This window comes from Candidatus Omnitrophota bacterium, assembly GCA_028716245.1.
In the GTDB taxonomy this organism is placed as follows: domain Bacteria; phylum Omnitrophota; class Gorgyraeia; order Gygaellales; family Profunditerraquicolaceae; genus UBA6249.
Map to the genome: position 1 here is coordinate 622,526 of JAQUQW010000001.1, position 26,953 is coordinate 649,478.

Sequence of the window (26,953 nt, forward strand, 5' to 3'; positions counted from 1 at the left end):
CTACCGATGAAGTTGATAATCTATATTAGGAAAAAGGTTGTCTTTATATTCAACGTCAGAGAGCCAATTCTCATCGATATTATTAGATTTAACATCTTCGTAGATCCGGTTGAACCTTAAGAGATGGTCTTTAGTACGGCGTATCGCGTAACTGGTGTGCGTTCCGGTTCCCAGAATAAAACCCCAATCGGAACTCTGGGCCAGAAGCAATTCACGTAAGGCCTGGTTTAATGCGCGGCGCGCTAAACCGCTAGCCCCGGGGAAACTCTTAGCCAATTCGCTCATCCGGCTTGAAGCCATGTGTAAGTGGCGGTAAATCCAATCGTTTGTTCCCTGCAACCACATTTCCGAGTATCCTTTATAACCCCAGCTGGAAAGCGACGGGGTGATCACCTGGTTACGAGGATTCTGGTCCAGGTATTCAGAAGGAGTGACCATGCGGATCTCCTGCTGGTCACAGGCGACCTTACGGAATAAGAAATCCAGCCACATCGGCCCTTCATACCACCAATGCCCAAAAAGTTCGGCATCATAAGGAGAGATTATAATCGGCGGCTTGCCCATAAGGTCATTAAGATAACCTGCCTGCTTCTGGCGGTTAAACATAAAATTACCCGCGTGTTCTGCCGCCTTGCCCCTTGCCCATTCCGGCACATATGGCTCTTTATGATTTCCGGTACCGGTAATCCGGTAATATTTAATTCCCGTGTTAATGCGCACTCCGTCGGGATGAATATAAGGCTTGATATAATCAAACTCCAGGTCAAAGCCGACATCCCGGTAAAATTCCCGGTAATTATAATCACCGGGATAACCCTCGATAGAAGACCAAACCTGTTTTGAAGATTCCAGATCCCGGCCAAATGCGGCCACGCCTGTGCCTTTGCAATAAACCGGAGCAAAAACCCCGTATTTAGGACGCGGCGTTCCATGCAGCAGGCCGTGCGCATCGGTAAAAAAATAACGGATCCCTGCTTCTTTAAGTATTTCATCATGGCCAGGGTAAAAACCGCACTCCGGCAGCCAAATCCCCCTGGGCCTCCTGCCAAAGGTGTTTTCATAATGATTAGCTGCCACCTTGACCTGGGCGCGCACCGAATCCCGGCAGACATCCATCAGCGGAAAAAATCCATGCGTGGCCCCGCAGGTAATTATCTCAAGTTTTCCTAAATCCTGAAATTTTTTGAAAGCATGGACCAGGTTAGAATTATATTTCTGAAAGGTATCGCGGGCATGGGAAAACCGGTTAAAATACATCACTGCCAGGTTCCGGAAATCCGGCTGCCATTTTGTCCTCTCAATTTCTTTTTGGGACAACTCAATAAGCTTATTGATGTGCTTGAGATAACGCTCCTGCAGCAAGGAGTCGGCAAGCATAGAGATAAGCGTGGGGCTTAAAGTCATGGTAATGCGGAAATCTATCCCGTCATTTACCAGGCCCTCAAAAACAGAAATCAGCGGCACATAAGTTTCGGTAATTGCCTCATAGAGCCAATCCTCCTCGAGGAAATCCTCATGTTCCGGATGGCGCACAAAAGGCAGATGTCCGTGTAAAACTAAACAAAGGTATCCTTTAGTCATATCTTTTACTTGGTTTCTCGAGTTACGATTGGGGTAATAGCGCGCTCTTCTAATTGATCCGCGGAGGTTGCTTTAACCGGGATTACCTGTTTTCCGTCGGGTAAATAATAACGCAAGGTAAATGTGCCATCCGGCCTTAATTTAATCGGCGCTCCCTGCACCGTTACTTTAGCATCAGGTTCAGTTGCTCCGTAAACAATTAATTCACAATCAACCTTTAACCAAAAGCTTCTTTCTTTTATCTCTTTTTTTACCGGGCTTGAGGATACCCCCGAACTAAACAGCCCCTGTTTTATGCGTTCCTGCCAGGCGCCGCCTACCGGAGAGCTCCTGCCTAAACCAAAGCCCATTCCATAAAGCCGGGCAAACAGATCATCGGGAATCATCCATTCTTCGTCAGTAACCCAGGATGGCCCATCTAAAGGAGTTTGCACAACATTTGAACGTAAAATAGTAATGAATCTGCCATCGGCTAACATTAATCCCAAATCCACGCACCAACAACGGCCGGGGCCGGCGGTATCGATATACCAGCTGTTGGCAAAATCATTGATTGTAATATCAAAAAAACGATTGGCATTAGAGCCGTTAAATATTACGCTAGTGACATCATAAACCCTTAAAACTTTCCTGGCCCGGTGAAATTCATCCCCTAATTTGGCTTTTAGCCCTTCAATAGTCTGGGCCCTTAGTTCCCAATATGTATGCAGCCAATGCGGATCGCGTACCTGTAAAACAATTTTATCCTGATCATAAAAAGCAGGCAGCTCCTGCGGCATGGTGCGCACAAAAGAAATATTCTCCGCATGCGAGAATTTTGTATTCGCTATGGCCGTCTCTTGAAAGCTTAAAGTATCGGTATTCGGCTGGCTAGAAACTTTTGCGGGTTTTGCTTTCTTCTTTAGATTTAACTTGGAATTTGTTTTAGAAATTGCCTTCCTCAATAATTCCCTGGATTTCTTCAAGATCTTCTTCATTCTCCTGCCTCCTTGCCCACAAGGGCACACCCGCGTAATTCCTTATAAACGCGGGGTGTTGGCCACAAGGCCATACCCGCCTAATACCTTATAAGCGCGGGGTGTTCCAATAAAAAAAGGGATCTCTCCCCTTATCAAAATCCTTAGTGCGCTCTCCTGCCTCCTCAACCTCATTTTCTAGGTTTCTTGGCGCCTGTTGCCGTTTCCTTTGAACTTTCTTCCAAAGTTTCTTTAAGCTTGGTTACTTTTTCCAGCTCTTCCTTTAAACTCTGATTAACCAACTGATCCTGAAGCAAAACCTTCTTTGTCGCCTCAAGAGCATCTTTTAACTCCTGCGCCTCTTTTTCCTTTGCCTTGGCCTTTTCTTCTAAAGCGGATTTATCCTGGGAAAACTTGCTCATCTTCTCTTCCAGGACGAGCCGGGCAGCCATCTCTTTATCATGAGCAGCTTTCTGGCGCATCGCGCTGCTGCAGGAACTAAGGGTGCCGAAAAAAAATACCATGGATAATACCGCTAAAATTATTACGATACGATTTTTCAAAGCTTCATCCATCTTAAGATCCATACTTATTTAAGATTCTCCTGGGGTTCTTTCAATTCAGGGGAACTGGAAGACTCACCTTTAACTTTGGTAACATTGGGCAGTATGACTATCTCTACTCTGCGGTTCTGTTTACGCCCATCTTTAGTCTCATTAGAAGCAACCGGACGGTATTCTCCATATCCGATCGCGGATAAGCGCTCAGGAGATATACCCTGGTCCTTATCCAAATAATGCAAAACACTTAAGGCCCGGGCACTAGAAAGCTCCCAGTTTGATTTCCAACCGGAATGCTTAATCGGCGCGTTATCCGTATGGCCTTCGATGCCCACATTGAACTGGCGCATATTATCTTTTAATACCGAAGATACCTTATCTAACAAAGGATAAGCTTCAGACCTAATCTTGGCTTTCCCGGAGTCAAAGAGAAGGTCGCCGACTACGGTAATGACCAATCCTTTTTCCATCATCTGAAGTTTTATCTGTTTGTCATTTATCTCCCGGCTAAGCTTTTGCTCCAACAGGCTCTTTGAGCGGGAAAGTTCATCCAGCTGGCTGCTTAATTCTTCAATTTTTTGAACATCAGAACGCCTGCCTTTTTGAAAAATAAAAGTACAACCGGTTAAACTGAAACTTATAAATAGAACTAATGCGATTTTTAAAAAATTATTTTTCATCTCACTCTCCTTGGCTTTAACTAGCGGAAGACCAAACCAACTCCCCCAGATTTGTTTTGTTGAAATTTAAATATAACATAACCTATTATTATAGTCAAGTGTTTTATCCTCAACCACTTAGATAAAAATAGTATCTTTTCTGGAGGATCCTATTGAAACCATGGTTATTTTCGTTTTAAGCAGGTTTTGTAACTCTAGAAGATAAGCACGGGCATTAGGATGCAATTCTTTAAACGATTTTGGCTTATCCGGTTGATTCGGCCAGCCAGGCATTTCTTTATAAATCGGGGCAGCGCAACTTAAAACCTCAAAATCAGAAGGAAACTCTTTAATTATCCTGCCTTTATATTTATAGGCAGTGCAGATTTTTACTTTATCTAACCCGTCAAGCACATCCATTTTCATAATCGCCAGCTTGCTAATACCGTTGAGCATCACGGATTGCCTGGCAATCACCGCGTCAAACCAGCCGCATCTGCGCGGCCTGCCGGTAGTTGCGCCAAATTCATTCCCTTTATCGCGCATGAAATTACCAAAACCCGGCGCAAACTCCGTGGGAAACGGCCCCTCTCCGACCCGGGTCGTATAAGCCTTGCAGACTCCGATGACACAATCGATCTTAACCGGAGAGATGCCTGTGCCGATGCAGGCTCCGCCTGAGGTTGCCGAAGAAGAGGTGACAAAAGGGTATGTCCCGAAATCAATATCCAGGAATGTTCCCTGAGCCCCCTCCAATAAAATATCTTTTTTTCCGTCGCTTGCCTCATTCAATAATGCGGCCGTATCGCAAACATAGGGAGCAAACAATTTTCCATATTCAAGGTATTGCCGGTAGATTTTTTGAAAACTAAAACCCGGATGCCGGTAAACTTTTTTAAAAATCTCATTTTTTTCTTTAAGATTATCTTTAAGCTTATTTTTTAAGACACCGGGATTTAACAAATCAACCATGCGGATACCGCAGCGGTTAATTTTATCGGCGTAACAAGGGCCGATCCCCCTGCCGGTAGTGCCGATTTTATTCTTGCGCTTGGTTTCGCGCAACTGATCCAAATTCTTATGATAAGGCATAATCAAATGCGCTAAAGTCGAGATCTTAAAACGCTTGCTGAAACCAATGCCGTTTTTACGCAAGCCCTTTAGTTCGGCTAAAAGGACTTGCGGATCGATGACTACCCCGTTACCGATGCAGCAAATCTTACCGGAATGCAATATCCCCGACGGTATAAGATGAAAAATGTGCTCCTTTTTACCCACCACTACAGTATGGCCGGCATTATTACCGCCTTGATAACGCACGATATAATCAACTTTTTGGGAAAGGATATCGATCACTTTCCCCTTGCCCTCGTCCCCCCACTGCATACCAACCAAAACTATATTCATTATTTCCCTCGAGTTTACCTTCCCTAAATAAACCGATTACGGGGTCATCGTAAATATCTTATGCGCAATATCCGGATATTTAGCGATAAAGTTCAATTCATCATCAACCAGGGGCTTTTGATTATGCACGTTAGCGTACCTGACCAGCTCTAATATGCGCGTAGCCTCTGCGTCATCCTTAAAAGCCACCTCTAATTTCTCGTAGACATTACGAAAACCTTTGATCCCGGAATATTCCCCGGCAGTAATCTTCCTGCCGGTTTCAATGATCTCCGGTTCCCCGCGGCCCAGCTCCTCATAATCATAAAGCTCATAGTTACGCCTGTCCTTCAGGGCTCCGTCGGCGTGGATCCCGGATTCATGGGCAAAAGCGTTTGCCCCTACCCCCGGCTGATTAATCGGGATGGGAACTCCAAAAGCATAAGAGGCATATTTACAAATTTTCCAGGCCATCTTCAAATTTACTCTTTCATCTAATTGATAATCCTGCATCCCCTGGCCGTATTTAATTGCCAAAATAACCGAGACCAAATCCGCGTTTCCCGCCCGCTCACCCATGCCATTGACGCAGGTGTTAATATAGGAGTCTAGACCCGCATCGCTGGCCGCTTTTGCTCCGGCGATGGAATTGGCAACCACCAGACCCAGGTCATTATGGCAATGCACCTCAATGGGCAGCTGCACTGCCTCAGCCAATAATTTTATCCTTTCATAAATGCTAAAAGGCGTATCGCACCCCAATGTATCGCAGTAACGAATCCTGGCTGCCCCGGCCTCTTTTGCCTTTAGGGCAAATTCAACCAGATAATCCAAATTTGTGCGCGAGGCATCCTCGGCATTTACGCCCACGGATTCTGCCCCGGATTTTAGCGACTCAAGCACCGCCTCCTGCATCTCCCGGATTATCGATTGGTGATCGAGTTTGCCTTTGAATTTATGCGTAATCATCTGATCACTGGTTGAGATGGAAAGGTTCAGGTATTTTAAATGCGGGACAAGTTTAAAAGCGGTCATTACGTCATCTTTGGTCGCCCGCAGCCAGCCACTCAACCTGATCCTGGGAAAAGCGCCTAATTTAATCAATTCCAGGTTGGCATTCAGATAATTTGTCTCATGGCGGGTAAGCGGAAACCCGAACTCCGACTGAAAAACACCCATCTGGTCCAGGTACCAGTTGATCATGGTTTTCTGGAGTTTTGAAAGGCAAATACGGGAGGTCTGCACTCCATCGCGGTTGGTTACGTCTAGTAAATAAATGACTGGTTTGTGCGCCATATTTTCACCTCGATTTCCTCTTATTTTTTTATTATTCTTTTAAGATCCTCTTTTGCCGGCACGCCCCGGGAGGAAAAAATTTCATGGTTATCCAAGAGATAGAGCGGTCCGGAAAAAACCTGTATCTCTTTATTTAAGCCTATATTTTGTTTAAGCAGTTTTGCCCCTTCCGGACCCCGGGCGCAGCTCTTTACTTTAAGCGGGCCGGTTCCGTCACCAAGGCAGTCTTCCCAATAAGAACTGCTGATATTCTTTGAGCGACAAATTAAATAATCCCAAAATTTCTGCGGGTAATATTTCTGGACGCATACCCCGCGCAAATACTCCTCTACTTCAGGAGCGCCATTTTTAGCGGCAAAACTTTCGCCATTTTCTACTGCCAGGAAATGCAGATCCGGTTTGAACTCCTGCATAACTGCCAATATTCCGGAAGCATCGTTTTCGAATAAACTAACGAATAAATCGAGGGTTCCTTTTTTGATTTTGCGGTTAAGTAAATACGCCAGCCCGCTTGCCTGCGGCTTGAGCATATAATCATCCCCGATTTGCAAAAAGTCATTTTTGATATTGGCAAAACCATCCTCTTTTTCGATTTCTTTGTCAAAGATATAAGCGGGCAGCCCTTGAATCGATAACTCCCTGACTTTTTTTTGCGCCTCAGGATCGGGATAATAAATATACCAGGCCTCTATACCCGGAAATTTTTTCTTTAATGAATTTATAACCGGCTCGGCGTTGCACACAGCACAATCTTTTACGCTAATTACCAACAGGCTTACTTTGTTTGGCACTTTGAATGAACAACTGGCTTTTAGCGTCCCGGGGTTTTGACAGCTTCCCACCAAAGCCTCCTTTTTACAATTGCTGTCGGAATAACAACGCGGCAGGATCGCGTCGATATCGGCATCATCGGCGATATTCTCCGATAAACGCAGTTCATCAAGCTTGCAATCCACGAGCAAACCATCTTTGACCCCTAAACTTAATTTTCCTAACTTACGGCCCTGCCAGAAAGGCCGCAGGATAAAAGTGGTATCAATTTTAGTCAGCGCCTCCTGCTTTAATGGATTTTGCCCGATAAAAAGTATATCGATACCCTTAACCTGGGAAATTAATTTTAAATCTTCCTGCTCACCCAAGGTGCTCAAAAGAATAATTATTTGAACACCCTCTGTTTTTAACCGGCTGATTAATTTTGCGGTTTGTGCGGGCGTATTGATCTTTAATCCTTCTGTTTTTTGATGCGCGGCCAGGCTGGTTAATCCGATAATTCCGATTTTAACTCCGTTAACATCTTTTATTATATATGGGAGAACTCTAGCGGGACTAGAATCCGTATCTAAATTAGCGCTAAGATACGCGGGGTGAGCCTTCTTCGCATTTTTTAAGAAAAATTCTTTTCCAAAATTAAATTCATCGGAGCCGATGCCTACGGCATCATATTTCATAAGCTCCATAGACTTATAGTTAACTTCCGAACGCTGCATATCCAATTGAACACTTTGAGTATATTCATCCATCAAACCGCCGGCGGTGAAATTACCGCAATCTAAAAGCAGAAGGCCGGAATCTTTTTTTCTCAACTCTTTAACCAGGATGGCCCGCCGGGCGACACCCCCATCCTGCTGAATGGGACAACTGCATGGGTAGAGCATGGCGTGGGTCTGGCCGGTATAAAGGATGGTTATCTCTTGAGCATACAAAATATTTACCGCCAAAACCAGGAAACTAAAAATAATTAATAAGGTTTTGCCGATTTTCATGTCCGGATCATCTTTACAGTTAAAATATTTTCTAATTTTCTTATTTTATCCTGAATTTCCGAAGAGACCTGATTATCTACGCTCCAGACACTGATTGCTTTATCGCCGGGCTGGTTGCGGCCTAGGGCCATAGCGGCAATATTTATATTATTTTTACCCATAAGCGTTCCCAGGTTTCCGATTAAACCCGGCTTATCCAGGTTGCGGATAAAAATCATTTCGCCGACCGGATACAGATCCAGATAATAATCGTCAATTTTAACAATCCTGGGCTGTTTATTGCCGGAAAGCGTCCCAAGGATCGACTTAGTTTCTTTGTCTGTTTTAATCTCTAACTGAATAAGATTGACAAACTCGCCTTCCTGGCCGGATTTAGATTCAAGGAGCTTTATTCCTCTTTCTTTAAGTAAGGATAGGCCGTTAACAAAATTAACCGTTTCCTTTAATATGGGAGTTAGTATCCCTTTAACTAAAGCCATGGTTATCGGGCTTAAGTCATATTTTGTAATCTGTCCGCTGTAGCTTATGGTCAACTCGCCAAACCTGCCTTCGACTAATTGCGCGGCAAACATTCCCAATTTTTCTCCTAAATTAATATAAGGATTGAGGATCTTGCAGGCCTCCGCGTCTAAACAGGGATAATTTGCGGCGTTGCGGATCCCTTTTCCCAGGAGCGCATCACGTACAATTTCAGCGACTTCAATGGCGACGTTAATCTGGGCCTCTTCGGTGGATGCGCCAAGATGCGGAGTAGTGATTATATTATCCAACTTCAGAAGCTCACTGTCCGCGGCCAGCGGCTCATTTTCAAAAACATCCATTGCCGCTCCGGCTACTTTGCCTTCTTTTACGGCTTTGGCTAAAGCCGCCTCATCGATAATCCCGCCGCGCGCGCAGTTTATAATCCGCACGCCTTTTTTCATTATGCCGAATTCTTTATCCGAAATCATGTGCTTGGTTTCTTCGGTTAAAGGAGTATGCACGGTAATATAATCGGATTCCTGCAGCACCTTTTTTAGCTCCGCAATTTCAACGCCGATATCTTCAGCCACTTTTGCCGACAGAAAAGGGTCAAAGGCCAAAACCTTCATGCCGAATGATTTTGCCCTTTTGGCAACCTCTGAACCGATCCTGCCGAATCCCACGATACCCAAAACCTTATTATACAATTCGACGCCCATAAATTTAGAACGTTTCCACTCCCCTTTTTTCATCGAGGCATTTGCCTGGGCGATATTCCTGGATAAAGCCAAAATCATGCTAAAGGTATGTTCGGCGGTAGAGATAGTGTTTCCCGCCGGAGTATTCATTACGATAATCCCATGTTGTGTAGCCGCTTCTAAATCCACGTTATCCAAACCCACGCCGGCCCGGCCAATAACCTTTAATTTTTTGGCTGCCGCAATAATTTCCTTGGTCACTTTAGTCGCGCTGCGCACAACTAAAGCATCGTAATCCTTAATCACTTCTTTCAAAGTATCAGGCTTTAAATCTGTTTTTACCTCAACGGTTAGCTCTTTAGAGCCTTTGAATACCTTAAGCCCTTCTTCGCTTAATGCGTCACTGACTAAAACTTTAATCATTTTATTTACTCCTTTAAAAATACCTCTTCGGCTGCCTTGATCCCGGCGCCTAAAGTAAATTTATACCCCATTTGAGTAAGTACTTTTTCCAAACAAGATAGACCGGTAATGATATCCGATTCGGCGATATACCCCATATGCGCGATACGCAAAATCTTGCCCTTTAATTCAGCCTGGCCGCCGGCAATTGTCACTCCATAAGTATCACGCATAGTTTTAACTAACTTTTCACCGTCGATACCGGCAGGCACCTTTATAGCCGTAACCGCGTCGGAAGAAGCGGTCGGCGCGAATAACTCAAGGCCTAAGGCTTTGGCCGCCGCGCGCGTTGCATCAGCCATAATCTTATGGCGTTTAAATATATACTCTAATCCGTCCTTCTGCATAATCTTTAAGGCTTCATTTAAAGCATCAATTAAGGTAATGGAAGATGTAAACGGCGTATCGTTTTTATCCAGGGCTTTTTTAGCCTTTCTTAAATCTAAATAATAACGGCCGGATTTTGAAGCCTCCACCAATTTCCAGGCCTTGGAGCTAACGGTAATAAAACCTAACCCCGGAGGAAGCATCAGCCCTTTTTGTGACCCGGCTACTGCCACATCCACTCCCCAGGCATCTGTTTTTAAATCTACCGCGCCCAGGCCGCTGATGGCATCGACAACCAGCACTGCTGGGCTGGCTTTGACTACCGCGGCAATCGCGGCGATATCATTATCCACGCCGGTTGAAGTCTCGCACAGAGTGGTAAATACCGCTTTTATCTGCGGATTGGATTTCAACCTCTTCTGTATTTCTTGCGGGCTAACGGCCTTACCCCACTCTACATCAATAATTTCAGTATTAATCCCATAGGCTTTGGCAATCTCGGTCCATCTTTCGCCGAATTTTCCGCCCTGCACCACTAGAGCAGTATCCCCGCAAGAAAGCAGATTGACTACCGCCGCCTCCATTGCTCCGGTTCCCGAAGAGGAAATAATAAAAACACCGTTGGAGGTCTGAAAAACCCATTTTAATCCTGTGCCAGCCTCTTTTAAAATCTCCTGGAATTGCGGCGTGCGGTGATGGATAATCGGCCTGGCCATTGCCAGGCTTACTTGCGGCGGTAAAGGGGTTGGCCCGGGTGTCAATAAATATTGCTTGTTCATTTCTGATCTCCTTGCCTAGAAAGGCACACCCGCGCAATTCATTATAAGCGCGGGGCGTAACTCCTTTAAAATTGTTTTTACTTCTTCTTATTCTCCGGTAAGATTACCTCATCAACTAAACCATAATCCTTGGATTCCTGGGAGGACATAAAATAATCCCTGTCGGTATCCCTCTGTATTTTATCCAGGGGCTGGCCGGTATGCTGCGCCAGGATTTCATTGATCCGGTCGCGTAATTTCAAAATCTCCTTTGCCTGGATAGAAATATCGGCAGCGGCTCCCTGCACTCCTCCCCAGGGCTGATGGATCATAATCCGCGAATTAGGAAGCGCAAAACGCTTTCCTTTGGTGCCTGCTGATAATAAAACCGCTCCCATGCTGGAGGCCTGCCCCACGCAATAAGTAGCGACATCGCATTTCACAAATTGCATCGTATCATAAATAGCCAGGCCGGCGGTAACCGAACCACCCGGGGAATTAATATAGACATTAATATCTTTATCTTTATCCTCCATCTGCATAAAAAGCAACTGCGCAATCACAAGATTGGCAACATAGTCATCAACCGGGGTACCGATAAACAAAATACGGTCTTTTAAAAGACGCGAATAAATATCATAAGCGCGTTCAAAACCGCGGGGAGTCTGCTCAATTACCATCGGCACCAATACCTGCATTCTCTTATCCATGTTATCCTCCTAGCCCACAAGGGCACACCCGCGCAATTCCTTATAAGCGCGGGGTGGTTATTATTCTACCTGCCAATCCGCCTGGCTTAACAAAAACTCCATAACCTTGCGCGGCATATGGTCATCTATGGCAATATTCTCTTTTTTGGCAATCTGGGATAAAACTAAATACACCTTGACCTGCTTCTGGGCTTCCGGCTCAATCCCCTCTAAAAGTAATTTTTCCTGCTCATCGATCTTATCCCGAGGCACCCCTTTCATCGCCAAATCAATTTTAGATTGCCGAAGCATATCCTGGGTTTGCCGATCGACCAATCCCTGGGGCAGCTTAAACTCTAAACCTTTCATTATGCCCTCAATTAATTCATTTTCAATACGGCTGCGCTCCTGGTTTTCTTTGGTCATAAAAATTTGCCTCTCTACCGCCTTTTCCAATTCCGCCAAATTAGGATACCCCAAAGAACGGCTGAACTTATCGTCCAGAGATTCTGCCTTATGCGACTCTTTCACCGAATCAATCTGCCTTTTTATTTCATCGCTTGAAACTGAAACTGTTTTAAAATTTATCTTCAGATTCTTATAATTTTTAATCGCGATCTCCGGAGTCACCTCCACAACGGCCTTAAAAGAAAGGTTGGTCCGGTCAAGTTTCACATCGGCTATCTGCGGAAGCTCGATGACATCGAGTTTTTCCGCCTCAATCGCCTGGTTATAGACATCCGGAACTAATTCTTTTAAAACCTGCTCATGGACGACAGCCGCATAATGCTTCTCTAAAACATCCCTTGGCGCTTTGCCCGGGCGAAAACCCGGAACTTTTGCTTCTTTGGCAATCTGGGAGAAAACCTCTTCAAATTTATTTTTTACCCGTTCGCCGCTCACCGCGACCTTGATCTCGCATTTTGTACTATCCAGTTTCTTAACTTCGGTTTTCATCTGTTCCCTTTCTTACATACGGAATTTCTCACCCAAATAAACCTGGCGCGCCTGAGGATGATTGATCAGTTCATGCGCCGTGCCTGAAATAAGTATTAAGCCGTCTGAGATTAAATACGCCCGGTCGGTTATGGCCAGAGTTTCGCGCACGTTATGATCGGTCAATAAAATCCCCAGGCCTTTTGCCTTTAGTTCTTTGATGATTTCCTGCGCTTCGTTAACCACTATCGGATCAATGCCTGAGAAAGGCTCATCCAAAAGTATAAAAGACGGATTAGTCACCAGCGCCCGGGTAATTTCAAGGCGCCTTCTTTCCCCGCCGCTTAAGGTATAAGCTTTATTTTTCGCTAAATGCGCGATATTTAATTCTTCAAGCAAAGACGCCAGCCTGCGTTTTCTCTCCGGACGAGCCAGAGGCAGGGTTTCTAAGATCGCGTTTATATTTTCTTCAACCGTCAGCTTACGGAATATTGATGCCTCTTGTGAAAGATAGCCTATCCCAAAACGCGCCCGCTCATGAATAGGCAGATTGGTGATCTGATGGTTATCAAAAACAATTGTGCCGCTATTGGGAGGAACAATCCCCACGATCATATAAAAAGTCGTGGTTTTGCCCGCGCCGTTTGGCCCCAAAAGCCCCACAATCTCACCGCGTTTGACCGTAATATCAACGCCTTTGACTACTTGGCGTCCGTCATAGGTTTTAGTCAACCCTTTAGTTTCCAAAAGCCGCATGCATCTTCTCCGTTTGATAAATAATTATCTGGGGCCTGCCGGTTAAACTTATTTTCTTATCCAAAGCGGTATAAACCGCCTCCTGGCTGTAAGAAATATTTTCACCGCGGATGATCCGCACATTCCCCCGCGAAACAATCTTGTTAATGGAGCTGGACATCAAATCCGGCCCCTGATCTTTTTTACCCGGCTCCTGCTTACCCTGCTCCTGCTTGGGGGAAAAATAAACCTCCATCTTGTCGCTGTAAATGGTCATATCCGATTTTTCTACTTTAACATTATTATTGAATACGGCAATATTTTTTTCATAATCGATATCCAGGGGCCCGTCGCAGGTAATCACGATCTTCTCTTTCTTGTTAGTTTGTTTATTCGAAGGCTGAATATCTAAACGCACATTTTTATCCAGCACAACCTGCTTTAAGGCGGTTTGCCCTTTTGCCCCAACCCCTGCAAGATTCATATCCGAACGCGCCAGGTTAACCTTATCCAACGTGCTGACGATCTGCTGTTTACGGTCCCAGTCCAGAGAATCGGTAGTCAGCTTTGCTCCGCTGGAAGTAGTAATGACCACATTTTTTTCCAGATGCACCACTCCGCTGCTTTTGTTGAAATTGCCGTTATCGGCGGTCAGGTTTATCTTATCCTTATCCCCGTAATGGTTACCCACTACTTCTTTAAGCTTAACCACATCATTATAGATATCCGCTGATTTCCCGGAAAGATCCCAGGCCTTTTTCCCTTTTTCACCGGAACCGGAAAGAGAAAAATCACCGATCTGCTGAGCGGATTCTTTGGTTTCTTCCGCGATAAGAATACCCCGGGCAAGCAATAAAAACGCAAAAACTAAAACTATTTTTTTAAGCTCCATAAAACCCCAAAACGTCTTTCCATTTATCCTGCAACCTAAGAATTAATTCCGCAATTTCCCTGACCGCTCCGCGGCCGCCTGAGCGGTTAGTTATATAAAACGCAGCTTCCTTTATTTCTAAAGAGGCATTGGCCACCGCAATGGGCAGGCCGACTTTACGCATCAGCGATAAATCCACCAGGTCATCACCCATAAAACAAATTTCATCCAAAGAAACATTATATTTTTTAAGTATCCTGTCCAAAACCGCCGTCTTGGGGAATATATCGGCAAAAACTTCGGCAACGTGCATATCTTTTGCCCGCGGCTTAATGGCCTTGGATTTTTTGGCCGTAATCAGGATAGTCTTGATTCCGGATTTATGCAAGACAAAAACGCCCAAACCGTCATGCACATCAAAAAACTTTGAATCCCGGCCCCGGGAATCATAAATTATCCTGCCGTCGGTTAGGACCCCGTCGACATCTAATAAGAGCAGTTTGATCTTTTTAAAACGCACCTTTAATTCTTCCGTAATTATCTCAGCCATATTCTAAACTAATCCCGCTTTAAGCAAGTCCTGCACATCCAATAAACCTTGGGGGCGCATATTTTTATCAACTACCGGGACCTCATCGATCCTTTTGGCCTGTAATATGCGCATTGCTTCGGCAGCCAGCATATCTTTATTGACTACGGTAGGGTTCCTGGTCATTACCTCACTAATCCGGCGATTCGGCAGGTCCGTATCGCTTTCCAGATGCCGGCGCAGGTCTCCGTCGGTAAAAATTCCTTTTAGCCTCCCTTGTTTATCCACGACTATCGCCGAGCCGGCGCGCGCCCGGGTTATGGCAAAGAGCACCTGGGAAACTTTTTTATGCTCACCCACAATGGCATTGGCTTGGCCGCAGCGCATAATATCTTCCACGGTCAAAAGCAGACGCCTGCCCAGGGCTCCCCCGGGATGAAAAAAAGCAAAATCTTTTTCTTTGAAACTCTTTTGCTCCAATAAACATACCGCCAAAGCATCGGCCATCGCTAAAGAAGCGGTAGTCGAAGCTGTCGGGGCCAGGCCCAATGGGCAAGCCTCTTTCTTCACCGAGACATCCAAAACTACATCGCTATATTTGGCCAGGATTGATTTGGTGTTTCCGGTAAGCGAAATTATCGGCGAACCTATTTTTTTAAGTATCGGCAAAAGCTGTTTCATCTCCTCGGTTGAACCGCTGTTAGAAAGAATGATTACGATATCATCGCCGGTAACTTTACCTAAGTCGCCGTGGATAGCCTCGGCCGTATGCAAAAATAAACTGGGGGTGCCGGTAGAAGCCAGAGTTGCCGAAAATTTCTGAGCAATAATTCCGGTTTTGCCCATCCCGCTGACGACAACCCTGCCCTTACATTTAAGGATTAACTCTACGGCTTTGGTAAAACTTTTTCCCAGCCGGCCTTTAAGCAATTTTATCGCCTGAGCCTCAATCTCCAAAACCTCTTTTGCCCGTTTAATCACATTTATCTTCATAAGGCCTGGCTGATCTTTTTTATTTGTTTTAAAAGATCTTCCAATTGCTTAAAATCAATCATGTTGGCTCCATCGCAAGGGGCAACTTTAGGGTCATTATGCACCTCTAAAAATATTCCGTCGCATCCAAAAGCTACGGCCGCACGGGAAAGCCCGGCGACAAACTCGCTTTGCCCGCCAGAACAAGCGCCCTTACCGCCGGGAAGCTGCACGCTATGCGTGGCATCGTAAATTACAGGATATCCAAAGTCGCGCATAATTTTTAAGCTGCGTAAATCGGTAACTAAATTATTATACCCAAAGCTTACCCCTCTTTCCGTAATTAAAATCTGCTTATTACCCACCGACTCAACCTTCTTGATTATCGGCAGAATATCCCAGGGCGCCAGAAACTGGCCCTTCTTAATATTTACCACTTTACCGGTTGCCGCCGCGGCCAATACAATATCCGTCTGACGGCTCAAAAATGCCGGTATCTGAATAATATCCAAAACTTCAGCAGCCAGAGGTATATCTTTTACGCAATGCACATCGCTTAAAATAGGAACATCGAGGCGCGATTTTACTTTTTTTAAGATCGCTAACCCCTTTTTTAATCCGGGGCCCCGGTATGAACTTACGGAAAGCCGGTTAGCTTTATCAAAACTGGATTTAAATATAAAAGGTATGCCTTGGCGATAAGCAATTTCTTTGATTTTTTTGGCGGCACTAAGAGCAGAACTCTCTGACTCGATTACGCATGGCCCGGCAATCAGGACCAGCGGACACTTATCCCCGAATTTTATATTTTTTACATTGACCTGATGCATTAGCTTATCCCCTTCTGCAATTGCTTCCTTACCCTCTCTAAGTCTTCGGGAGTATCCACTCCGATTGTATCAAAAGGGGTCTGGATTACTTTGATCTTAAAACCCTCCGCCAATACCCGCAGCTGCTCCAATTTTTCCGTCTTTTCAAGATTGGAAACAGGAAGATTCTTGTAGGTAAAAAGAAAATCCTTGGTGTAACCGTAAAGGCCGATATGTTTATAGTAAACCACCTGTTCAATATCGGCATTTGGCGCTAAATACGGGATCGGCGCGCGCGAAAAATACAGGGCAAAATTATTTTTATCTACCACCACCTTTACCACATTGGGGTCAAAAACCTCCTCGGTTGTTTCGATCTTCCTCATAATTGTGGCCATATTCAGAGTTTTATTTTCCAATAAAGAACGGGCGAGGCTGTCAATCATCATCGGATGGATCAACGGCTCATCAGCCTGGATATTAATAATAACCTTTACTTCCAGAGGATTAATCACTTCACTGATCCTGTCTGTTCCGCAGGTATGCTCCTTGGAGGTCATTACGGCATGCGCCCCGAACTTCTTAGCTACCTCCAGGACAATTTGGTGGTCACAAGCAATGATGAGATCATCCAGCATGCGGGACCGCTTTGCGTGTTCCCAAACATGCTGCAGCATCGGTTTGCCCAGGATATCGGCAAGAACTTTGCCCGCAAACCTGGCCGATTGATATCTAGCCGGTATAACTCCGATTACATCCATTTTATTTTATCCTCTCCAAAAGTTCCTTAGGGCTTGTGACCGCGGTCCCTAATTTACCGACTACAAGGCCTGCGGCAAAATTAGCGATATGGGCTGCCTCTAATTTTGAGGCACCCGCGCAAAGAGCCAAAGTAAAAGTACTGATTACCGTATCCCCGGCCCCCGATACATCAAAAACTTCCTGGGCTTGCGTCGGTATATGCGTCAGGCGGCCGTTTTTTTCCAATAATTTCATCCCTTGTTCGCCCAAGGTGACCAGGATAGAATCCAAATTTAGATATTCCAGGATTTCCCGCGCTGCCAGATCTACATCCTTATCCGTAAACAGCTTATCCGTATTTATTTTGAAGCGGTTAGCCGTATCCTGAATCTTAAGGTTCCTGATGGCATTCTCCAGTTCTTTGCGGTTGGGAGTAATGGAGGTAACCGCCTGATAATAACGGAAATTTTCTTCTTTAGGGTCTACGGTAATGATTCTTTTACGGGCCCGGGCCAAAGAGATAAGTTCTTTAAGCAGCGCTACATTAATTACCCCTTTGCCATAATCCTCGATGATAATGGCGTCGAAAGAATCGATATTTTTTTCGATGTAGCGTAAAATCTTGCTATTTATTTCCCTGGGAAGGTCATGCGTATGCTCCCAATCAACCCTGACTACCTGCTGATGTCCGGCAAGAATCCGTGTTTTTACGGTTGTATGCCGGTTATGTTCAACAAAGATGCCTTGGCTGCTGATTTTTCTTTTTTTCAACTCATTAAGTAAAATCTTGGAATTAGCATCGTCCCCGGTAACCCCAAGTAGAGTAACCTTTCCTCCCAGCGAGCTGATGTTATTAGCGACATTAGCCGTTCCTCCCGGGACAAAGCTGCGATCCTTAGCCCAAAGTACCGGAACCGGCGCCTCGGGAGAAATCCTTTCCACGCTGCCCCGGATATATTCATCAAGAATAAGGTCGCCGACGACCAGGATATTAGCCTGATTGAACTTTCGGACTATATCTTTTAAGTTTTTCATATCTTCTCAATTACGCTTTGGGCCAACAACGGAAGCATTATTTCATGATGGCCGATAATATAATAACCCTTGCCGCCGGAATTGACCGGACGGGCCACCACATTCTGAGCCGGACGGTAATGATAAACCATATCGAAATTTGCCGTGGTAAAATCACGCACCTTGTTTCCTAAATTACGCGCCAGATTCAGGGCTTTTAAAAATACTTCCGGCAATAATACCGCTGAACCAAAATTTAAAACTACCCCTCCCTGGTTTAAATAACGGATATTCTCGACCAGATTATGAAAATCGCGCAGTGAACCGCTGGCCGTAGCGCAGGCATCAAATGACGGATGCTGATGGATTATATCCGTGCCGATCCCGACAAAAACACAAACCGGTACTTTATATTTATAAGCGTTATAAAGCAAGCTCAAATCTTTATTCGCTAAATCTGTCGCGGCTAGCGCATTAGCCACCGCATAACCCAATCCAAAACCTTTTTTTACGCCGACTTTGGCGGCGCAATTTAGAAAATCCGCGGTCTCCTTACCCATTCCGAATTTCCCATATTTAAGGTTTTCGCCAACGTCTTCGGAGGTTTTCCCCTGAAAAGCAATTTCAAAATCATGGATGATGCCGGCGCCGTTTAAACAGATGCAGGTAATTACTTTTTTCTTGATCAGCTCGATTAACACCGGATTAAGCCCGCATTTAATCACGTGGGCTCCGGCCATAAAGATTACCCCCTTGTTCTTCTTACGGGCGGCCACAATATCAGATGAGATTGCGCGTAAATCTTTTGCTTTTAAGATATTCGGCAGAGAATCCAAGAAGCTGACAAAGCTTTTAGCTTTAACGGGTTTGGAGGCAAAATCCCCCTTATTCACCTTGCTCAGGCGGTTTTTGACCGAATATGTCTTTACCTTGTTTAGATTAATCATAGAGTAGTAATTTTAGCACAATTCAACACTAAAGCAAATAGATATTTATACTATGGCTTAGCGGATGGCTTGGCTTGATTTCGAGCGGGCGTGGAGGCAAGGAGCAGGCACGGTTCCGTCATTTTTCAATCTCTCGAGAGCGACGCCGGCCGACCCGAGCGCAGTTTTGCCTGGCAGGGGCAAAACAAGCGTCCCGCGAGAAACAAGACAAGACAAACGCGTTAAGTTTTATCATATTTTAAGATTGATTCGGCGGCGGAAACTGCATCCTCAACGGTGATTGCCTTAAGGCAGGCGAATTCTTTCCGGCAATTATGCGCCAGGCACTGGATACATCCGACATCCTTATGCAGGTATTTATCACGCTTGCCTAACGGCCCCCAGCGCCGCGGGCTAAGCCCTGCTTGATTACGCCCGAAAATTGAAATAACCGGCACGCCTACGGCAGAAGCTATATGCACCGGCCCAGAATCATTGGAAATAAACAGGCTGCACCTCTTAAAGATACTGGCCAGTTGGCTTACCGAAGTTTTTCCGGCAAGGTTGATTACTTTACCTTTAATTTCATACGCAACCTTATTTGCCAAATGTATTTCTTTTGGCCCGCCTAAAATAATGATTTTAAAATTATGGATCCTGGCTAATTTCTCAGCAACCCGCGCAAAGTTCTCTACCGGCCAAATTTTTGAAGGGCAACTTGCCCCGGGATTAACCGCCAATATCCTATCCTGCGGATTAATCCCCTCTTTACTAAATAGGTCAGCAATATAGCGTTCGGAATCCTGCCTTATGGGCATAAACAAATCATAAGGGTTGCCGCTTATGCCTAATTCAGAAAGTAAATCCAGATTATATTCTGCTTCATGTTTGCGGCCTTCCTGCTTTTTATGCGCTTTCCGAAAGTTAACCAGAAAACCCAATTTACGGTCGTAGCCCAGGCGAAGCGGGATACCCGCTAAAAAGGTTATCAAATGCAGGCGGTTAGTCGGATGCAAAATGACGGCTAAATCAAACTTCTTCTTTTTTAACCTGCCGGCGAATTTTATGCTGCGCCACCAACTTTTATGTTTGCCGTCCTTATCATATATAATAACTTCGTCCAAATAAGGATTACCCTCGACGATATCTTTGGCATAAGGAGCCACAAGCATCGCAATATAAGCCTGCGGAAATTTTTGCCTCAAGGCTTTGATCACCGGTGTAGATAAAAGCACGTCTCCTATCCGGTCAGTGCGGCTGATAAGAATCCTGTGGTATTGCTTATCCATGTTTTCAGAAATTTCCTCAGCATTACCTGCCAATACAGATTTAACCTGGCTAAATACCTCATCCGGCTTTATGCAAGCCATACATGCCAGTGTGCCAAAACGGCATTGCGCTTTTTCACAGGGCCGGCAGAAAATATCTTTTTTTACAACTACGCTATTCTCTGACCAAGGAGCATATTTAGTTTCATTTGTGGGCCCGAATATGGCAACAACCGGCACATTCAAATAGCTGGCCAAATGCATCACCGCGCTATCATTAGAGACCAGAAGCTTTGCTTTCTTTAACAAAACGGCAAGTTGGCCTAAAGTTGTTTTCGCGCAAAGATCAACAACTCCGGAGCAAGAGTTATGGATATACGAGCAGACAGGTTGATCTACCTTGTCTCCCACCAAAACTATACCATAATTCTCTTTGAGCAGCCGGCTGCAAAGCTGGCTGAAATTTTGTTTATCCCAACACTTAATCTGGCTCCTTGAGCCCGGGGCAACCGCGATTAATTTAGCGTAATCTGTTAACTTTTTTTCATTTAAAATACTCTCGATATAACTGGTATCTTGAGGAGTAATATTCAATGCTTGATGCTTTTTGCTGCCTGCAGGATAATCGGAAAAACCCGCCCAGAACAGGTGCCTGTCCTTCATATGCTTGACCTTCTTTGGAATTAAGCGTAAAGGCAAGCTTCTTTTTTTAGCCGGCAAGAAGGCCCCGAAAAAACTGTTGCGCAGGTCAACTACCAGGTCGAACTTTTCCCTGCTTAAAGAAATGAACAATTCCAACTTCTGGACCAATTTAATATGTTTGTCAAAAATAACCACTTTGTCAATTGCGGGGTTATTAGTAAAGATCTCCTTTGGCCGGGGAGACACAAGGCAGGTAATTTTAGCCTGCGGGTATTTCTCCTTTAATAAATCCAATACGGGAAGGGTTAAAATACAGTCGCCGATATTACTCAAAGTGATGAAGAGAATTTTCATAATTCTGCCATCTTCTTAGCTTCTGCCATAACGTCTTCAGGAGTAACTGCTTTCATGCAACGGTTGTCCCGGCAATTCACCTTATAACAGGGCAGCAAACATCCTGTATTTTTTTGTAAAATAACCACATTAGTAGCAGGATAGGGCCCGGTAACCTCCTTAGTGGTCGGGCCAAAAATTGCGATTATCTTTTTAGCCCCCACGGCATTAGCGATATGCAGCGGCCCGGTATCGGCGGTAACAAACAAATCCGCTCTTTTTGCAAATGCCCCTAATTGCTTTAGATTAAAAATTCCGCAGGCAACTAACGGGGCCTCCTGCATCACTTTTATAATCTGTTTTGCCAGTACCAGATCCGAGGCGCTTCCGGTAATAATCACTTTTGCCTTCATTTCTTTAATTAATTTATCAGCCAATTGCGCCCAATACTCCACCGGCCAACGTTTTGGTATCCAATTGCCTCCGGGATTAAGCGCAACTATAAAATCATTTTTACCTATGGAATTCTTGCTTAAGAAATCTTCAACATGATTTTCATCCAGGGGAGAAAAAAAGAAATCCAAATACCTATCCTCAATCCGCAAGCCCGCTTTTTCGATTATATCCAGGTAATAATCTATGCGGTGCAGGGAATCTTTTTTAGGAGGGATGATTTTTTGGGTCAAAAGGAAGGCGCGTTTCTTGGTATAGTGGCCGATCCTCTGGCTTATTCCGGCCAACCGGCAGATCAGCGCGCGGCTAAATGAACGATGCAGTAAAAATACGGTATCGAATTTCTTGCTCTTAAGCAGGCTGACAAAATTAAGCTTAGCCAGCATCCCCTTATGCCTGTCCTTTTCATCGAAAATAATCACTTCATCCAAATAAGGATTGTCTTTTAATATGGGATAACAGCGGCTGGGAATAACGCAGGCGATATAACTGTCAGGATAGTTCCTGCGGATATTCCTGATGGTGGCGCTGGAAAACAGGACATCCCCCAGCCAATTCACATTAAATATCAATATACGTTTGGGAATGATTTTTTTTATTCTAAACATCTTTTATAAACCCTCAGCGTTTGATCTACCATTTGCTCTTTAGAGAAATTGTCCGCAATAAATTTTCGCGCCTTTATGCCTAAATTGCGGCGTAAGTTGTAATCCTCAAGCAATCCTATGATCGCCGCAGATAACCCCTCAACATCAGCCGGGCCGACCAGCAAACCATTAACTCTATCCTGAATCAAAGTTTTTATTCCTCCGACGGCCGTTCCCGCTACTGCCAAGCCCTGCGCCATTGCCTCCATCAGCGCCAGGCCTAGCCCCTCCTGCAAGGAAGGCATAACAAAAACATCCATTGCCGATAGCATATCCCTGGTATTGCCGGCCTCCGGAATAAAGAGCACGTTCTCCTTAATAGCTAAAGCATCTACTTCCTTGATCAAGACATTCTTCATTTTTCCTTCGCCAATAATCAGCAGCTTGGCAGTTGGAAAAATTTCTACGACTTTGCGCATCGCCCGGATAAGATAAATATGCCCTTTAACATCGGAGAGGCGGGCGATAATACCGACCACAGGGGCATCATTTATGCCTAAATCTTTGCGCAGATTATCTCTTGCCGAAAAATCCCCGAAATTATCAGTGTCTATGCCGTTATTGATTACACTTATATTTTTAGCATCAAGTTTAAGATCGGCAATCAGATGCTCTTTAACCTCTCTACTTATGGCGATCACCGCCTGGCCCCAATAAGGAAACAACAGGCGCGAAAGTTTTGGCTTAAAAAAACCGTGGCAGGTAAAAACATGCGGGATATTTAAAGCCCGGCTTAATAAATTTCCTAAAACCTGCGTAGTCCGGCTGTTAGAATGCACCAGGTTAAGGTTAAGATTAAGTTTTTTAGCTTCTTTTCTCAGCTTTAAAAAACTAAAAATAATTTTCGGGCTGATTTCATTTTTTGTCATCAAGGAGATCCGTATATGTTTTACCCCCAAGCCAATAAATTTATCCGTCAGCTCTCCGCCGCTTGAGGCCAAATAAATATTATGGCCTTTCTGTTTTAACCCTGCGGCCAAAGTGTACAGGTAGCTGGTTACTCCCCCGACATTAAGATGATTGGCGATAAAAAGTATGTTCATTTAAGCAGCTTCCCGATTGCCTCAAGCACTTCCGCAGGGTTAATCTCAACCATACAACGCTTAGAGCGGCATTTGGTTTTATAACAGGGGCTGCAGTTCAAGTTTTTGTTAATTACAATATAATCCTTACCCGGCGGCAGATGCCGGCGCGGGTTTGTCGGCCCGAATAAGGCAATAAACGGAGTGCCTACCGCCGAAGCGATATGCAAAGGCGAGGAATCCGCGGAAACAAATACATGGCATCTCTTGATTAAAACCGCCAGTTCATTTATGATCGTCTTGCCGCAGGCATTGATAATCTTGGTATTCTTTAAAGAATTAATGAGCAGGCTGGCAAAACCCAGGTCATTCTGGGTGCCGGTAATAACCACGCGGATATCTTTTAATTCCAGCTCCTGGCATAAACAAATCAAATACTCTAGGGGCCAGCGCTTGGTGCTCCATCTTGGCGAGGCGCTGATATTAATCCCGACGATCTTCTGAGCTTCACTTAACCATTGGGCGTTTAAAAGCTCATCTACCACTTTTGCGTCTTCGCCGGAGGGCCAAAGCTCAAGCCGGTTATCCAAAAGGTCGATTCCCAGCATCTTCAAAATCCGGAATTGATGCGTTACCGGGTCGATGGGCGGTTTTTCGTCCTTAATAGTATGATTGAGCAAAAAGGAAAACTTTTTATTATCATATCCATAACGGTTGATGCAAGCGCTTAAATAAGACAATATATGGCTAGAACGGTTATTCTGCAGATCAATGACTATATCAAAATTCTTATTCCTTAAAGTCCGCCCGATTCCCCAGAGGCCGCCTAAGCCTTTATCTTTATTTTTCAAATCACAAACCAACAATTCATCGATATAGGGGCTTCTTAAAAGGATATCTTTAAATTCTTCCCCGATTAAAAAACTGATCTGGAAATTTTCTTGAGGAAACTTTTCCCGGATCGCCCTTAACGCGGCCGTAGAAAGGATTATATCCCCCAAAGAGCTGAACTTAATAATCAGGATCTTAAAATTGCTCAAAGCCTGGCGATAAACATCCAAAGTATTCTTAACCATCAATTCAACATTATATTTTTCTTTGACCTTGACATAGGCATTCTCCGCCAGTTCCCGGGCTAATTGCGGATCCTTAAAAATACGCATTACGGCATCGGCCATACTTTTATGGTCAGCCGGAGGCACTAAGAGCCCGTTTTTACCATCTTCAATAATATCGACTACTCCGCCGACTTTAGTCGCCACAACCGGAACTCCTGCGGCCTGCGCCTCAACCACTACCCTGCCGAATGCCTCATGAGTTGTCGTGGCCAAAACCACCAGATCCAAATGCGCCAGTATCCCGGGAATATCCCGCTGCGTGCCCAAAAACTCCGCGCAATGCCAGAGCCCCAGCCGGCGCACTAAAACCTGCACCTCCTCCTTATATGCTTCCTTAGAAGCAGGAGCATCCCCGACAATCCAGATCTTCAAACGGGGGACTAATCTTGAAACGCGCGCCATGGCTTTAATAAAATACAGGTGGCCTTTCAAAGGAGTGATCCTGCCGATAATAGCGACATTAAAATCTTCTTTTCTTTTTGCTTGAGGATCAAGGTATTTAAACCTCTCCAGGTCCACGCTGCGCGGCACAAGCCTGATCCGCTCATGCGGAACAGAAAAATCCTCGATCATGTGCCGGGCAATCACATTACTTAAAACAATCACCCTTTTTGCCCAACCCATTACCTGGCTAAAAAGATGTTTTTGGTAATAGCCATGGCAGGTGGTAATAAATACCGCCTTTGTCCGGCGGCAGGCAAAAAAAGCAATCCAGGCAGGCACTCTTGAACGGGCGTGCACTATATCAATCTCTTCTTTTTTGATTATTTCGGCTAATTGCGGGATTAATTTAAATATAGAGATTATTGATTTCTTATTTACAGCCAGCGTATAGTGCTTTGCCCCGCTTGCCTCCAACTCTTTAACCAGGGAACCGCCGGCAGAAACAACCACGGATTTATGCTCCAGGCGCACCAGGTATTTAGAAAGATCCAGCGTACCGGTCTCCACCCCGCCCACATTAAGCTCAGGTAGTATCTGCAGTATTTTCATAGTATTTTATTTAACGCCGCGATTACTTTTAAATTATCTTCGGGCGTATTTATTTTGGGTTTATTTACCCGCACTTCTCTGATGGCGCCGGCTAAATCCTGGATCTCTTTTAAATATATATACCCTTTCTCCTGATAACTTTTTAAAAAATCCCGGTGTTTGCGGCTAAGGCCGCTTGCCTTATATACGATGACGTATTTTTCCGCGCTAACCGCTTCAGAGATCATCGAGATACTCTCGGGAGAACAGATAATTATACCGCTTAATCCCAATATCCCTCCGACAACATCGGGATTATTATTTTCATTAGCAACAACCAAAAGTTTGCAACGCGGGTAATCGCCAAATTCATTCTTAACTGCCTGCTCTGCCTCAAGAGGGGTGCGCCGCGAAGTAGAGATCAAGAGATCCATGTTTAATTCTTCGGCTGATTTTTTGATCTGCCCGGACAACCCTATTATATCAGGCGCGTCAATAGAAAACTTCTTACTGTTGCCTCCGATTAACACTCCGATACATAAGCCGGATACAGGGCCTTTTAAAAGATTGGACTGTTCGATCCTTTTTGATTTAGCGCTTAAATAATCCGCATCAATTAAATTAAGCGCGCCCTCTGTAACCACCACATTGCCCAAACCACGGCCCTCTGGCCAGTCATGTCTTGGCAAGATTACCAAATTAAATTTCTTTAAACTTAAACTGGCCGGCCGCATTAACACAATGGATTTAGCCTGGCTCTCTCTCGCCAAAAGATAATTTACCGCTCCGGTTGAGCCTCCGGCGGAAATAATAATATCCGGCCCAAAACGCGTCAACTGCGCCCAGCTTTCTTTGGTTAAAGCCAGGCGCAAACAGTGCAGGCAGCCGGTGGCTCTGGCCAGCGGAAGCCAAACCACGGCCTGCTGGCCGAATTTGATCTGTTGAACGGACAAATTAGTTTTTATGCCGCGCCTGGCTAACTGCTGATCAATTAATTTAGCCAACCCCTCAGACTGGCGCAAGTGCCCGGCTTTGCCATCGGAAAGAATCAGGACCTCTCTTTCCCGGCCATACTTCCAAATTTTGTAGGTCCAAAGATATTCGTGAGGATATTGACGGATATATTTTTCATAAATATTAACCAGTCTTTGTAGATTCTCCCTTAAATCATTCTCGGGATCAACAGTCCGGGTTACCGTATAAACCTGATCCAGGATCACTTTGGTATACGGCCCCTTGAGCCGTGTATAGAAAACAGGGATTATCGAACAATCGTATTTCAACGCCAGTTTCACCGCCCCCACCGACATTGAAGCCTGCCTGCCGAAAAATTTAACTATCTGGCCGCTTTTACCACCCTGGTCCACG

24 protein-coding genes are annotated in these 26,953 nt (G+C 44.9%); all 24 read right to left on the minus strand.

Features of this window, described 5'->3' with window-relative positions; genetic code table 11:
- Nucleotides 1-1,581 (minus strand): DUF1957 domain-containing protein, encoded by a 1,581-nt coding sequence (locus PHG87_03325; GenBank protein MDD5477224.1) that lies wholly within the window; start codon nt 1,579-1,581, stop codon nt 1-3.
- A 5-nt stretch (nt 1,582-1,586) separates the two neighbouring features.
- Nucleotides 1,587-2,558: a DUF4912 domain-containing protein gene (locus PHG87_03330; GenBank protein MDD5477225.1), complete on the minus strand. Its 972-nt coding sequence runs from the start codon at nt 2,556-2,558 to the stop codon at nt 1,587-1,589.
- 170 nt (nt 2,559-2,728) lie between these two features.
- Complete coding sequence (locus tag PHG87_03335; protein ID MDD5477226.1) at nt 2,729-3,124, minus strand: hypothetical protein; 396 nt, start codon at nt 3,122-3,124, stop codon at nt 2,729-2,731.
- Nucleotides 3,125-3,126: 2 nt separating this feature from the next.
- Nucleotides 3,127-3,777, minus strand: coding sequence for an OmpA family protein (locus PHG87_03340; protein MDD5477227.1), 651 nt, complete (start codon nt 3,775-3,777; stop codon nt 3,127-3,129).
- A 117-nt stretch (nt 3,778-3,894) separates the two neighbouring features.
- A complete protein-coding gene (locus tag PHG87_03345) occupies nt 3,895-5,166 on the minus strand; it encodes an adenylosuccinate synthase (GenBank protein MDD5477228.1) in 1,272 nt (423 codons plus the stop codon).
- Nucleotides 5,167-5,199: 33 nt separating this feature from the next.
- Nucleotides 5,200-6,438, minus strand: coding sequence for a homocitrate synthase (locus tag PHG87_03350; protein ID MDD5477229.1), 1,239 nt, complete (start codon nt 6,436-6,438; stop codon nt 5,200-5,202).
- Nucleotides 6,439-6,458: 20 nt separating this feature from the next.
- Nucleotides 6,459-8,201 (minus strand): hypothetical protein, encoded by a 1,743-nt coding sequence (locus tag PHG87_03355; GenBank protein MDD5477230.1) that lies wholly within the window; start codon nt 8,199-8,201, stop codon nt 6,459-6,461.
- Nucleotides 8,198-9,784, minus strand: coding sequence for a phosphoglycerate dehydrogenase (serA, locus tag PHG87_03360; protein ID MDD5477231.1), 1,587 nt, complete (start codon nt 9,782-9,784; stop codon nt 8,198-8,200). Before serA ends, PHG87_03355 begins: the two co-directional genes overlap by 4 nt.
- A gap of 5 nt (nt 9,785-9,789) precedes the next feature.
- Nucleotides 9,790-10,929, minus strand: a complete 1,140-nt coding sequence (locus PHG87_03365; protein ID MDD5477232.1) for an alanine--glyoxylate aminotransferase family protein — start codon at nt 10,927-10,929, stop codon at nt 9,790-9,792.
- A gap of 77 nt (nt 10,930-11,006) precedes the next feature.
- A complete protein-coding gene (clpP, locus tag PHG87_03370) occupies nt 11,007-11,618 on the minus strand; it encodes an ATP-dependent Clp endopeptidase proteolytic subunit ClpP (GenBank protein MDD5477233.1) in 612 nt (203 codons plus the stop codon).
- A 60-nt stretch (nt 11,619-11,678) separates the two neighbouring features.
- A complete protein-coding gene (locus tag PHG87_03375; protein MDD5477234.1) occupies nt 11,679-12,554 on the minus strand; it encodes a trigger factor in 876 nt (291 codons plus the stop codon).
- 12 nt (nt 12,555-12,566) lie between these two features.
- Complete coding sequence (lptB, locus tag PHG87_03380; GenBank protein MDD5477235.1) at nt 12,567-13,289, minus strand: LPS export ABC transporter ATP-binding protein; 723 nt, start codon at nt 13,287-13,289, stop codon at nt 12,567-12,569.
- Complete coding sequence (gene lptC / locus PHG87_03385) at nt 13,270-14,160, minus strand: LPS export ABC transporter periplasmic protein LptC (protein MDD5477236.1); 891 nt, start codon at nt 14,158-14,160, stop codon at nt 13,270-13,272. The genes lptB and lptC overlap by 20 nt, the downstream gene beginning before the upstream one ends.
- Nucleotides 14,150-14,689 carry an HAD-IIIA family hydrolase gene (locus tag PHG87_03390; GenBank protein ID MDD5477237.1) on the minus strand — a complete coding sequence of 180 codons (540 nt, stop codon included), beginning with the start codon at nt 14,687-14,689 and terminating at the stop codon, nt 14,150-14,152. The genes lptC and PHG87_03390 overlap by 11 nt, the downstream gene beginning before the upstream one ends.
- A gap of 3 nt (nt 14,690-14,692) precedes the next feature.
- On the minus strand, nt 14,693-15,661 hold the full coding sequence (locus PHG87_03395; protein MDD5477238.1) for a KpsF/GutQ family sugar-phosphate isomerase: 969 nt from the start codon (nt 15,659-15,661) through the stop codon (nt 14,693-14,695).
- Nucleotides 15,658-16,470 (minus strand): 3-deoxy-8-phosphooctulonate synthase, encoded by an 813-nt coding sequence (gene kdsA / locus PHG87_03400; GenBank protein ID MDD5477239.1) that lies wholly within the window; start codon nt 16,468-16,470, stop codon nt 15,658-15,660. Before kdsA ends, PHG87_03395 begins: the two co-directional genes overlap by 4 nt.
- Complete coding sequence (gene kdsB / locus PHG87_03405; protein ID MDD5477240.1) at nt 16,470-17,210, minus strand: 3-deoxy-manno-octulosonate cytidylyltransferase; 741 nt, start codon at nt 17,208-17,210, stop codon at nt 16,470-16,472. Before kdsB ends, kdsA begins: the two co-directional genes overlap by 1 nt.
- 1 nt (nt 17,211) lies before the next feature.
- A complete protein-coding gene (gene rfaE1, locus PHG87_03410) occupies nt 17,212-18,225 on the minus strand; it encodes a D-glycero-beta-D-manno-heptose-7-phosphate kinase (protein ID MDD5477241.1) in 1,014 nt (337 codons plus the stop codon).
- The gene (locus tag PHG87_03415) at nt 18,222-19,151 is read right to left on the minus strand and encodes a deoxyhypusine synthase family protein (GenBank protein ID MDD5477242.1); all 930 of its coding nucleotides are present in this window, start codon (nt 19,149-19,151) and stop codon (nt 18,222-18,224) included. The genes rfaE1 and PHG87_03415 overlap by 4 nt, the downstream gene beginning before the upstream one ends.
- Before the next feature lie 221 nt (nt 19,152-19,372).
- A complete protein-coding gene (gene waaF / locus PHG87_03420; protein ID MDD5477243.1) occupies nt 19,373-21,394 on the minus strand; it encodes a lipopolysaccharide heptosyltransferase II in 2,022 nt (673 codons plus the stop codon).
- On the minus strand, nt 21,391-22,434 hold the full coding sequence (gene waaF / locus PHG87_03425) for a lipopolysaccharide heptosyltransferase II (GenBank protein MDD5477244.1): 1,044 nt from the start codon (nt 22,432-22,434) through the stop codon (nt 21,391-21,393). The genes waaF (PHG87_03420) and waaF (PHG87_03425) overlap by 4 nt, the downstream gene beginning before the upstream one ends.
- On the minus strand, nt 22,422-23,516 hold the full coding sequence (locus PHG87_03430; GenBank protein MDD5477245.1) for a glycosyltransferase family 4 protein: 1,095 nt from the start codon (nt 23,514-23,516) through the stop codon (nt 22,422-22,424). The genes waaF (PHG87_03425) and PHG87_03430 overlap by 13 nt, the downstream gene beginning before the upstream one ends.
- On the minus strand, nt 23,513-25,606 hold the full coding sequence (gene waaF / locus PHG87_03435) for a lipopolysaccharide heptosyltransferase II (protein MDD5477246.1): 2,094 nt from the start codon (nt 25,604-25,606) through the stop codon (nt 23,513-23,515). The genes PHG87_03430 and waaF (PHG87_03435) overlap by 4 nt, the downstream gene beginning before the upstream one ends.
- Nucleotides 25,603-26,953, minus strand: a 1,351-nt coding sequence (locus PHG87_03440; GenBank protein MDD5477247.1) for an ELM1/GtrOC1 family putative glycosyltransferase, incomplete at its 5' end; no start/stop codon positions are given. The genes waaF (PHG87_03435) and PHG87_03440, both read right to left, overlap by 4 nt.

Bases quoted from the DNA above. Each gene is read 5' to 3' on its own strand.
- PHG87_03325 (MDD5477224.1), bottom strand. From the start codon at position 1,581: ATGACTAAAGGATACCTTTGTTTAGTTTTACACGGACATCTGCCTTTT.
- PHG87_03330 (MDD5477225.1), bottom strand. From the start codon at position 2,558: ATGAAGAAGATCTTGAAGAAATCCAGGGAATTATTGAGGAAGGCAATT.
- PHG87_03335 (MDD5477226.1), bottom strand. From the start codon at position 3,124: ATGGATCTTAAGATGGATGAAGCTTTGAAAAATCGTATCGTAATAATT.
- PHG87_03340 (MDD5477227.1), bottom strand. From the start codon at position 3,777: ATGAAAAATAATTTTTTAAAAATCGCATTAGTTCTATTTATAAGTTTC.
- PHG87_03350 (MDD5477229.1), bottom strand. From the start codon at position 6,438: ATGGCGCACAAACCAGTCATTTATTTACTAGACGTAACCAACCGCGAT.
- PHG87_03355 (MDD5477230.1), bottom strand. From the start codon at position 8,201: ATGAAAATCGGCAAAACCTTATTAATTATTTTTAGTTTCCTGGTTTTG.
- serA (MDD5477231.1), bottom strand. From the start codon at position 9,784: ATGATTAAAGTTTTAGTCAGTGACGCATTAAGCGAAGAAGGGCTTAAG.
- PHG87_03365 (MDD5477232.1), bottom strand. From the start codon at position 10,929: ATGAACAAGCAATATTTATTGACACCCGGGCCAACCCCTTTACCGCCG.
- clpP (MDD5477233.1), bottom strand. From the start codon at position 11,618: ATGGATAAGAGAATGCAGGTATTGGTGCCGATGGTAATTGAGCAGACT.
- PHG87_03375 (MDD5477234.1), bottom strand. From the start codon at position 12,554: ATGAAAACCGAAGTTAAGAAACTGGATAGTACAAAATGCGAGATCAAG.
- lptB (MDD5477235.1), bottom strand. From the start codon at position 13,289: ATGCGGCTTTTGGAAACTAAAGGGTTGACTAAAACCTATGACGGACGC.
- lptC (MDD5477236.1), bottom strand. From the start codon at position 14,160: ATGGAGCTTAAAAAAATAGTTTTAGTTTTTGCGTTTTTATTGCTTGCC.
- PHG87_03390 (MDD5477237.1), bottom strand. From the start codon at position 14,689: ATGGCTGAGATAATTACGGAAGAATTAAAGGTGCGTTTTAAAAAGATC.
- PHG87_03395 (MDD5477238.1), bottom strand. From the start codon at position 15,661: ATGAAGATAAATGTGATTAAACGGGCAAAAGAGGTTTTGGAGATTGAG.
- kdsA (MDD5477239.1), bottom strand. From the start codon at position 16,470: ATGCATCAGGTCAATGTAAAAAATATAAAATTCGGGGATAAGTGTCCG.
- kdsB (MDD5477240.1), bottom strand. From the start codon at position 17,210: ATGGATGTAATCGGAGTTATACCGGCTAGATATCAATCGGCCAGGTTT.
- rfaE1 (MDD5477241.1), bottom strand. From the start codon at position 18,225: ATGAAAAACTTAAAAGATATAGTCCGAAAGTTCAATCAGGCTAATATC.
- PHG87_03415 (MDD5477242.1), bottom strand. From the start codon at position 19,151: ATGATTAATCTAAACAAGGTAAAGACATATTCGGTCAAAAACCGCCTG.
- waaF (MDD5477243.1), bottom strand. From the start codon at position 21,394: ATGAAAATTCTCTTCATCACTTTGAGTAATATCGGCGACTGTATTTTA.
- waaF (MDD5477244.1), bottom strand. From the start codon at position 22,434: ATGTTTAGAATAAAAAAAATCATTCCCAAACGTATATTGATATTTAAT.
- PHG87_03430 (MDD5477245.1), bottom strand. From the start codon at position 23,516: ATGAACATACTTTTTATCGCCAATCATCTTAATGTCGGGGGAGTAACC.
- waaF (MDD5477246.1), bottom strand. From the start codon at position 25,606: ATGAAAATACTGCAGATACTACCTGAGCTTAATGTGGGCGGGGTGGAG.